Annotated in this window: 9 protein-coding genes; 5 read left to right on the forward strand and 4 right to left on the reverse strand. The window is 36.3% G+C overall.

The window, feature by feature from the left end; genetic code table 11:
* Nucleotides 1–398 precede the first annotated feature (398 nt).
* Both K322_RS0108255 and K322_RS0108260 read right to left on the reverse strand, forming a co-directional pair.
* Nucleotides 399–1,097, reverse strand: coding sequence for a response regulator transcription factor (locus K322_RS0108255; RefSeq protein WP_026626463.1), 699 nt, complete (start codon nucleotides 1,095–1,097; stop codon nucleotides 399–401).
* Nucleotides 1,094–2,548, reverse strand: coding sequence for a sensor histidine kinase (locus tag K322_RS0108260; protein ID WP_026626464.1), 1,455 nt, complete (start codon nucleotides 2,546–2,548; stop codon nucleotides 1,094–1,096). Before K322_RS0108260 ends, K322_RS0108255 begins: the two co-directional genes overlap by 4 nt.
* Nucleotides 2,549–2,786: 238 nt before the next feature.
* Between K322_RS0108260 and mnmE the strand changes: the two genes are divergently transcribed.
* The 5 genes from mnmE to K322_RS20220 all read left to right on the forward strand — a co-directional run bounded on the left by mnmE (nucleotide 2,787) and on the right by K322_RS20220 (nucleotide 8,022).
* A complete protein-coding gene (gene mnmE / locus K322_RS0108265) occupies nucleotides 2,787–4,178 on the forward strand; it encodes a tRNA uridine-5-carboxymethylaminomethyl(34) synthesis GTPase MnmE (protein WP_026626465.1) in 1,392 nt (463 codons plus the stop codon).
* A 256-nt stretch (nucleotides 4,179–4,434) separates the two neighbouring features.
* Nucleotides 4,435–5,361: a helix-turn-helix domain-containing protein gene (locus K322_RS0108275; protein WP_026626466.1), complete on the forward strand. Its 927-nt coding sequence runs from the start codon at nucleotides 4,435–4,437 to the stop codon at nucleotides 5,359–5,361.
* Between the two features lie 2 nt (nucleotides 5,362–5,363).
* Complete coding sequence (locus K322_RS0108280) at nucleotides 5,364–6,464, forward strand: site-specific integrase (RefSeq protein WP_026626467.1); 1,101 nt, start codon at nucleotides 5,364–5,366, stop codon at nucleotides 6,462–6,464.
* A 276-nt stretch (nucleotides 6,465–6,740) separates the two neighbouring features.
* Nucleotides 6,741–7,274, forward strand: coding sequence for a hypothetical protein (locus K322_RS0108285; RefSeq protein ID WP_026626468.1), 534 nt, complete (start codon nucleotides 6,741–6,743; stop codon nucleotides 7,272–7,274).
* A 10-nt stretch (nucleotides 7,275–7,284) separates the two neighbouring features.
* Nucleotides 7,285–8,022 (forward strand): hypothetical protein, encoded by a 738-nt coding sequence (locus K322_RS20220; RefSeq protein ID WP_051290707.1) that lies wholly within the window; start codon nucleotides 7,285–7,287, stop codon nucleotides 8,020–8,022.
* A 117-nt stretch (nucleotides 8,023–8,139) separates the two neighbouring features.
* Here the strand turns inward: K322_RS20220 and K322_RS18950 are convergent, their stop codons facing one another.
* On the reverse strand, nucleotides 8,140–8,853 hold the full coding sequence (locus tag K322_RS18950; RefSeq protein WP_084158539.1) for a reverse transcriptase family protein: 714 nt from the start codon (nucleotides 8,851–8,853) through the stop codon (nucleotides 8,140–8,142).
* A gap of 100 nt (nucleotides 8,854–8,953) precedes the next feature.
* Nucleotides 8,954–9,181: ATP-binding protein (locus K322_RS0108300; RefSeq protein WP_026626469.1), on the reverse strand; the 228-nt coding region annotated here is incomplete at its 5' end.

Raw genomic sequence — 9,181 nt, forward strand, 5'->3', positions numbered from 1 at the left:
GTAAAGAGCAGTTCGGTTTCCCGGACTGCTCTTTTTATTATTCAAAATGTCAAAGATCAGAAGCAGGATCTCTTTCCGTACATTCATCCGATTGATACATCATGTTATATTGCCGGCCTGTTCACTCAGATTTCCACCGGAGATCAACGTTGTATGTCCTCAGAAGTTTTCCGGGGTTATTTGATTGCGCTTATCTGATAGCCGGATGTATCTGCTTTCTGAGGTATAGATAAAATTATTTCTAAATTGAGGGCTGTTTTCTTTAGTTATAGTTATTATTTATATCTTGTCTATATCTATATCTATATCTTATGATGTTGCGGCTTTTTTGCTGGTAAAGGGGTGCTAAAAGGTAGTGGAAAAGGTATGGGAAAACTATGTTATTTGATACCCTTTTTCTATTCGACAATCAGTTTGTATCCGATTCCTCGCACATTAACAATGCGTATACGGTTGTCCAGAGACAATTTGTGTCTTAGTTTTGTGATAAATACATGCAGGCTTTTGGTATTGAAGAAGCTGTCATCGCCCCAAAGTTCGAGTAGGATGTTTTGAGTGTTTACTACATCATTTATGTTGCTGCATAGTCGTTTAAGGATTTCGGACTCTCGATGCGATAATTCCTGTTCTTTTCCTTCACATATCAACTTTTGCGTGATAGAGTCAAAAGTATAATTACCAATATCGAATGTTTCTTTTTCTTTTTCGCTTTGTTCGATATATGCTCTGTTGACCAGCACTTTGATGCGGATAATGAGTTCCTGCATATTGAATGGTTTCTTGAGATAATCACTTGCTCCGAGTTCAAAGCCCGATACCACATCTTTTATTGCCGATCGGGCAGTCAGAAAGAGAATAGGAGTTGTTTTATCGGTTTTACGTATTTTGCTGACCATTTCGAATCCGTCCATTTCGGGCATCATTACATCAGCAACCAAAATGTCTGGTTTGGTGTTGAAGAATAACTCTAGCCCTTTTTTGCCAGTCTCTGCCTGAATGACGTCGAAGCCTTCTTCATCGAGAGTGTCTTTGATAATCATCGACAGTGTAAGCTCGTCTTCTACCAATAATACTTTTATATTTTTATTTGTTTTCATAGTTGTGTCGGTATTATTATCGTGAATGTTGAACCTGCTCCCGGAGTGCTTTCTACCGAGATTGTTCCATGATGTTTTTCGACCATTGTTTTTACGTAGAAAAGCCCCAGTCCATATCCTTTGACAGTATATTGATTGCCTGATGTTACCCTGTAAAACTTCTCGAATATATATTTTTGCTTTTCGGGAACAATGCCCATACCATTGTCTGAAATGGTCAGAATACAGTTTCGATTGTTTTCCTTTGCTGTAATTGTGATATCGACTTTGCCATCGGAATATTTTATTGCATTGTCTATCAGGTTACTCATTATATTGTTGATATGGGTGCGGTCGGCATGGATACTCAAATTTCCGTGAGATATGTTTACTGCAAAATTTACCTCTTTTCCGGCTTTTAGTTTGTGTTGTTCGATAAGTACTTGTATAAGAGGTTCGATCAGTATATCTTCTTTGTTAAGGACAAATGTTTTACGCCGTTCCATGCTCATTGATAATATTTGTTCGACCAACGCACTGAGCTCGCTTAATTGATCTTTGCAAATGGTCAGATAACGGGTTCTTTTTTCTTTGTCGTCTCCTTGTTTAAAATTGAGCAGGGCATCTGCTGCTGAATAAGCGACTGCTATGGGGGTTTTCAACTCATGTGTCATATTATTGGTAAAGTCGTCTTTCATTTCTTCGAGGGTGCGTTGCTGAATGACTGTTCGTATCAGATACCAGAAAGCAAAACACAGAATAAGAATAATCAAGAGGGTTGTACCGAGTATTCCCGACATTTGTATCAGTATGGTCTTTGTCAGAGGTTCTATGTGGATGCGGTATGCTGTATTATTTTCCGTGTCAAATTTGAAGTCGTAAAATTCGGATCGTGCTAAAGCTGCAGGGGTATTGACTAAACGGTGTTTTATGCTGTCTGTATTTAGGTCAATGATTTCTATACTGTATATATCGGATCTTATCCCCTTGGCGTTGAAATTATATACAAGTATACTGTCTATCTTATTGAGGTTGACAGGTACAACTGTATCTATTGCCTGATGGATGGCTTCGGTGAAAGAAAATGCGATTTTCTGCAATTGCTGGATTGTTAGGGCATTATTACCTTCCTCCTTCGTAACGGTAGTTGTGGTATCATTTTGTTGGTTGACAACTTTTTTTGTCTTTTTTATGCCTTTTTTCTCGGTATTCTTTTTCGTATTGTCATCATCATCGTCTGAAAGAGTTTGTGTTATAGTAATTGTCTTTCCTTCTTTGGGTTTATTATCAAGGCTGTCCATCCGAAACTGAATTTCCTCCAGATTGGCTGTATTAATACATTCGATGACAGTTTGCTCAGTCTCGGATTTTATTGTATGATATAAACCTCTGAGCCAATAAAGTTGCCATATGAAAACAATTGAGAGAGATACTATAATTCCGAGAACAACATATTTGAAATTCCGATTCATATTTTTGAATATTACTGAAAACAAATGTATACATATTTAGGATTCATTCCGTTAAGTGTTAAGACTAAATAAGACTTTGTCAAATTAGCAAATATCTAAATGAGGTAAAAAACAAATAGTCTGTCTTGTTTACTCGAAGTACTTGCGTAATGGTAAGTGTACTTGCCTTATTTCGGAAATAATAGTAACTTTGAATAAGGTCTTGTGCCTTTTTATCATTTAAAATATCTGAATTATGATGCTACAATCAGACATTATCGCAGCTATATCTACTCCGGCAGGTATTGGGGGGATAGCCGTTGTCCGTTTATCTGGAAAAGGTTGTATTGGATTGGTCGACAGAGTCTTCAAATCGCCTTCGGGTAAAAAACTTGCCGGCTGTAAAGCCAATACCATACATTTTGGGGCGATAATGAAAGATGATGCAGTTTTCGACGAAGTGCTGGCTAGTGTTTTTCATAGTCCTAATTCGTTTACAGGGCAGGAAAGTGTTGAGATATCGTGTCATGGATCGATATATATACAGCAGGGTATTTTGCAATTACTGCTCGATAATGGAGCCCGGTTGGCTACAGCCGGAGAGTTTACCCAGCGCGCTTTTATGAATGGGAAAATGGACTTGTCTCAGGCTGAATCCGTAGCGGATTTGATTGCTTCGTCTTCTGCAGCAACACATCGTCTGGCTATGAATCAGATGCGTGGAGGGTTCAGTACTAAGTTGATAGAGTTGCGTACAAATCTACTGAATTTTGCATCTCTGATTGAGCTTGAATTGGACTTCTCGGAAGAAGATGTCGAGTTTGCGAATCGTGATAATCTGAAGCAAGCTGCACAAAATATACATATACATATTCAAAAACTGGCAGATTCGTTTGCTCTTGGTAATGTGGTGAAAACGGGTATTCCGGTAGCTATTATCGGAGAAACAAATGCGGGTAAATCTACTCTTCTCAATCTTCTGTTGAGAGAAGAAAAAGCCATTGTATCGGATGTTCATGGAACCACACGTGATGTTATAGAGGATACTATTACGATAGATGGTTTGATGTTCAGATTGATAGATACGGCAGGAATCCGTGATACGGATGATGTTGTGGAAAGTCTGGGAATAGAACGTACTTTCAAAAAATTAGAGCAGGCTTCTATCGTACTTTGGGTCGTGGATGCCGAAACCGAAGATGATCATGCTTTGGAATTATCGAAGAAGATATTGCCGATGATCGAGGGTAAGAAACTAATCTTGGTTTTTAATAAGGTTGATATTATTCCTGCAGCACGGAAAGAAAGTAAGGTGTTGTTGTTGGAAAAGGAGATTCCCGACCGTATATTTATTTCTGCTAAATACCAGCAAGGTACAGATGAGCTGCAAAAACAGTTGGTAGATGCTGCTAATATTCCTGAATTTGGAGAACAGGATGTGATTGTCACCAATATGCGGCATTATGAGGCTTTGCGAAAAGCTCAGGAGGCTATAGAACGTGTTTCATCGGGACTGGAGTCGGGATTATCATCTGATTTTCTTGCTCAAGATATTCGTGAGTGTATGCATTATTTAGGCGAAATAACAGGTCAAATTTCTACAGATGAAATATTGGGTAATATTTTCAGTAAATTCTGTATCGGAAAATGATAAGTAATCAAATTTGATAGATAATAATTATAATTAATCATTAAGTCGCTATAAAATAGCGACTTTTTCTTTTCTATTTCTACCTTTGAATATTGATGATAATGGATATTGTGGCAGTTTTTATGTCTCAATTGTACCGTTTTTATCAAAATATAAAAATGGCTCAGTTTTTGTTCATAGATTATATATGATTGCAACACAGTGCAACACCACGCAACACAGTGCAACAAAAACAGGGAGAAATAAAGGAGAAATCATGAGTAGTAAGATGGAAATATCGAAAGTCTGCGAATGCTGTGGAAATACGTTCACCGCACAGAAAACGACTACGCGTTACTGTTCGCATAAATGCAACTCCAAGGCATACAAACAAGGTAAGAGGGAGTTTAAGATGGTAGCGATTAATTACTCTACCATGCAGGAGATAGAGCGAATCAGTGATAAGTATGAAAAAATAAAAGATAAAGAATATCTTTCTGTTTCAGAAACTGCATTCCTTCTTGGTATTGAACGTACAACAGTTTATCGCTATTTACACAAAGGGACTCTTAAGGCTGTACAAACCAATGGTAAGTCTTTTATTCGTAGATCAGATATCGATGAGATGTTTGATAATGCGGAGAAATACGAATCTAAAGCCAAGCCAAGTAAAGAGCCAAAACCATTAACCGAATTATATACAGTAGCCGAGATTAAAGAAAAATTCAAGATCAAAGAGTCATGGCTTTATAAGATTGCCAGAGAAAATAATATCCCTAAAACATTGATCCGAGGTAAATCATATTTCAGTAAAGAGTATATCGATAAATATTTTGAAAAGAAAGGCTTTAACGAAAGTCAGGATATAAAAGAGTGGTATTCAGTAGAAGACATTCAAGAGAAATACAATCTATCTACGGCAGCCATATATAGTTTTGTATCTGAGCAGAATATCCCACGAAAGAAAGACGGTCGCAAAGTGCTGTATTCGAAGAAAGACTTCGACATAGCCAAAGGTTACGAGCAACCCAAAGAAGCCGAATATTACTCGACAGAGGAAGCTATCCAAAAGTATAACCTCACTCGTGATGCTCTCTATCATTATGTGAAGTATCATAATATACCTAAAGTAAAAGAAGGACGATATCTGAAAATATCCAAGCCTGATTTAGATAAATTGTTTCAACCTCAAATAACACTGTAACTATGGGAGTAAGCAAAGTAGCACTTCGACAGCGTGATATTACAGCAGGAAGAAAAAGTCTGTATCTCGACTATTATCCTGCCATTCGTGATCCTCATTCGATGAAGATGATACGAAGAGAATATTTAGGCATCTATATTTATGGACGACCACGCAACGAAATTGAGAAGGAGTACAATAATGAGATGCTGATGAAAGCCGAAGTCATACGTAGTATGAGAGTACAGGCAATAATTAATGAGGAATATGGTTTTCTCGATAAGAATAAAAAGAAAGCCGACTTTCTCACTTATTACAAGCTGAAAGCCGAAAAGCAAGACCAGAAGTGGATGAAAGTCTATCAGCACTTTTCCAATTTTGTCAAAGGAAAATGTACCTTTGGTGATATAAACGTAGACTTATGCAATCGCTTTCGGGATTATCTGATGGATGCAAAACAATTGAAGCACAAACACCTTTGCATATCACAAAATTCGGCATCAGGATATTTCTCTACATTCAGAGCCTTACTGAAAGTTGCATACAAAGAAAAGTTCTTCAGGGAGAACCTCAATGAATATCTGGACTCAATCGATACCACGGATGTAAAGAAAGAATACCTGACTTTAGATGAATTAAAAGCATTAGCCAATACACCTTGCGACTTCCCTATATTGAAATCTGCATCTATATTCTCGTGTATGACAGGTTTACGGATAAGTGATGTTTTAAAGTTGGATTGGAAAGAGATACTCCCAGCTTCCGAGGGTGGCTATTGTATGCGGTTAAGAACCGAAAAGACAGAAACAGAAACCACCTTACCCATTAGCGATGAAGCATTGGAATTATGCGGCGAAAGAGGCAAAGGCAAAGTATTTAAAGGGTTGACAAAGTCCATGACTCAACAACCTCTGAAAGATTGGGTGTCCAATGCAGGGATAACAAAGCACATTACATTTCACTGTTTTCGCCATACTTTTGCTACTTTGCAAGTTGCTTTAGGTACTGATATCTATACTGTAAGTAAGATGCTTACACATAAAAATGTATCTACAACACAGATTTATGCTGACTTGGTAAATGCAAAGAAAAGGGAGTCGGCAAATAAGATAAGTTTAAAATAAGCTACTAAAGTAATATGCAATAAATGCCTAGTGCAATTGTCGCAAAAAACGCATATGTTCCATTTTGGAACATACTGCTCTCAATTATAGAGAGAAAGAAGATGTATTGATTCTTCTTTTGACGATGAATAATACTCAACTGTTCGGCTTTTTCGAATAGTTAAAGCAAGTTACAAGTTGTATAGAGACAAGCAGCAAATAGTAATTTTTGCACATTACCAATAAAATTTGAATCTGTGTATTTTTTGCACATGTTGAAAATAAGAATAACTAAATATGAATTTCAGAACTAAGCTATCGCAACGTATAGGAATGAACGATGTCAATGAGATACTTTGTTTGACTCATGATAGCGACAGCCGAAAGCAAGAGTTATATGACTTAGTGATTGGTAATGATGAAGCCATCGGGTATTATGCCGCTTGGATTTTCACCCATTTTTCGTCATTGGATAACGAGTGGCTATACAATAAGCAAGATCAATTGATTGATAATGTACTAGTCTGCAAACATGGAGGAAGACGAAGAGTAATGCTCAACCTACTTTACAGACAACCATTTCCGAATCCGCCAAGAGTAGATTTTCTGGATTTCTGTTTAGAGCGAATGATGTCTAGCGAAGAATTGCCCGGAGTAAAATCGCTTTGTATGAAAATCGCTTACGAATTATGCCGTCCCATTCCTGAGTTAGTGCAAGAATTGAAAACAATGCTTGCAATGATGGAAGGCGATTTAGTTCCATCTATAAGAGCTGTCCGTAAGAATATTTTTAAAGCAATGCAAACAGGAAAGAGTTTACAAAAAATCTAATTTTGACAATATGAATTACAAAGACCCTGAAAATATATTACTCATTATATGCGGAAGCACAGGAATAGCAGCACTTGCATTGATATTTCGCTATCTTTTTATTGTGAAGTGGGGATTTGATGATTTCGGGGCAAACCTTGTATTCATTATTATATTTGTAGTTGGGTTAGTCTTTTTTATTTCTTATCTGGAAATCATTCAGAAAGTTATCCCTCCATTATTCAAAAGGCGAAAACAAACCATAGAAAATCAGGATATAATACCCGAATGCGATATGGTTGAAGATATTGAACCCACCGTTGAGTCAGAGCCAGAAGAACCTATCGAAATTGAAACACCTGTTATCAATGAACTTGATGTAATAAGGGAAAAGCACGAGCAGGACGAAATTATAAGAAAACGAGAAGTGCTTGAAGTTGCTATTCAATATACAAGAACAACCTTTGCCCCATTCGCAGATGATCAGAATATAAATCGCCTATGTGAATATGTTATTCAATATTCCACTGGAACTGAACTAAAGGATGTAGAACCAATCAGAGTGAAAGATTTACAGAACATAGATTTATACCATTTTGGATGGAATATCTGGAATCATTTTCGGATAAATAAGCAGGATGATATAGCTCTATTCATTAAGATTGTTTTTGCTCGAAGCCTAAAAGATGTCGATGCAGAGACGATAAGAAAGAAACTGACTTTTAATGAAGGGAAGTTTAAAATTAGATTACAAGAGAAATTATTATGAAAGGTATAGCATTTTTATTACTGTATATACGGGTTGATAAGGATGTTTACTCGGATACCATCCATATAATTGTGTAAATTTAAAACTACAAGTTAAAGAACTTGCGTTTTTTTACATTCATGTATAATTCACTTTTTTTCTAAACTCATCTAATAAATATGTTTTCGATTTTTTTGCGAACTCATTATCTGGTTCTACTTGCAACCAGAAATTAACTTTTCCTAAAATTCTTTCTAAATAGTGTATATCTTTAATTTTTTTCTTGCTAATGTGCGAATCTAAGCCATAACTGAGTATATAATTCAACGATAATTTTAACTCTCTCTTATATTCTCTCGGGATTGTTATTGTATCAGAATTTATTACAATACCTGTTATTATTTTCTTATTATTTTTTTTATATAACCTTGTTTTCTTGCAATTTACTTCAAAACCTTCATCAACAATTATAGCATTCACATATTCAATAAGTTTTATCGGTATTTTTTTTCCAGAAAAAACTATATCATCGGCATATCTTGTATATTTTAAATCAAAAGTTTGAGCAAATTTAATCAATCTATTATCTAGTTTCCTTGCAATTATATTAGATAAGATAGGGCTTGTTGGAGCACCTTGTGGCAAATAATCTTCGTATGTACACAACTTTGCCAAATAAAACGAGATGTTTTTAGCATATCCTAAACTTCTGAAAAAGTAAATAATTCGATTAAAAGAAATGGATGGAAAAAAATCTTTTAAGTCTATTTTTAAAATTTCTTGCTGACCAATATGAACTCTACAATTACTAATTATTGATTTCTTTCCTGTAAAAGCATGTGGAAAATCCAGTGAGCGTTGCCCCCTCGTGCCAAATCTAAATTGCCCCCTGAAAAAACTTTATAATTACCCCTAAAATATCCTGGTCGATGGGGTCATTTTTATTTCAGATTTACTTGTTTTTACCTACCTTCATTTTTCTCACACTCTCACCGGTGAGTTCTATCAGATGTGCCGAGTGCACGATGCGGTCAAGAATGGCATCAGCGACTGTTGGCTCTCCTATTGCATCATACCAGTTGGCAACCGGTAATTGTGAAGTCACAATGATAGATTTTCGCTCATGACGATCCTCGATGATGTCAAGCAGTATTGAACGTTCTTTAGCGTCAAGAGGAAC

The organism is Indolivaga capnocytophagoides DSM 22835 (assembly GCF_000426485.1).
Taxonomy (GTDB): domain Bacteria; phylum Bacteroidota; class Bacteroidia; order Bacteroidales; family Dysgonomonadaceae; genus Dysgonomonas_A; species Dysgonomonas_A capnocytophagoides.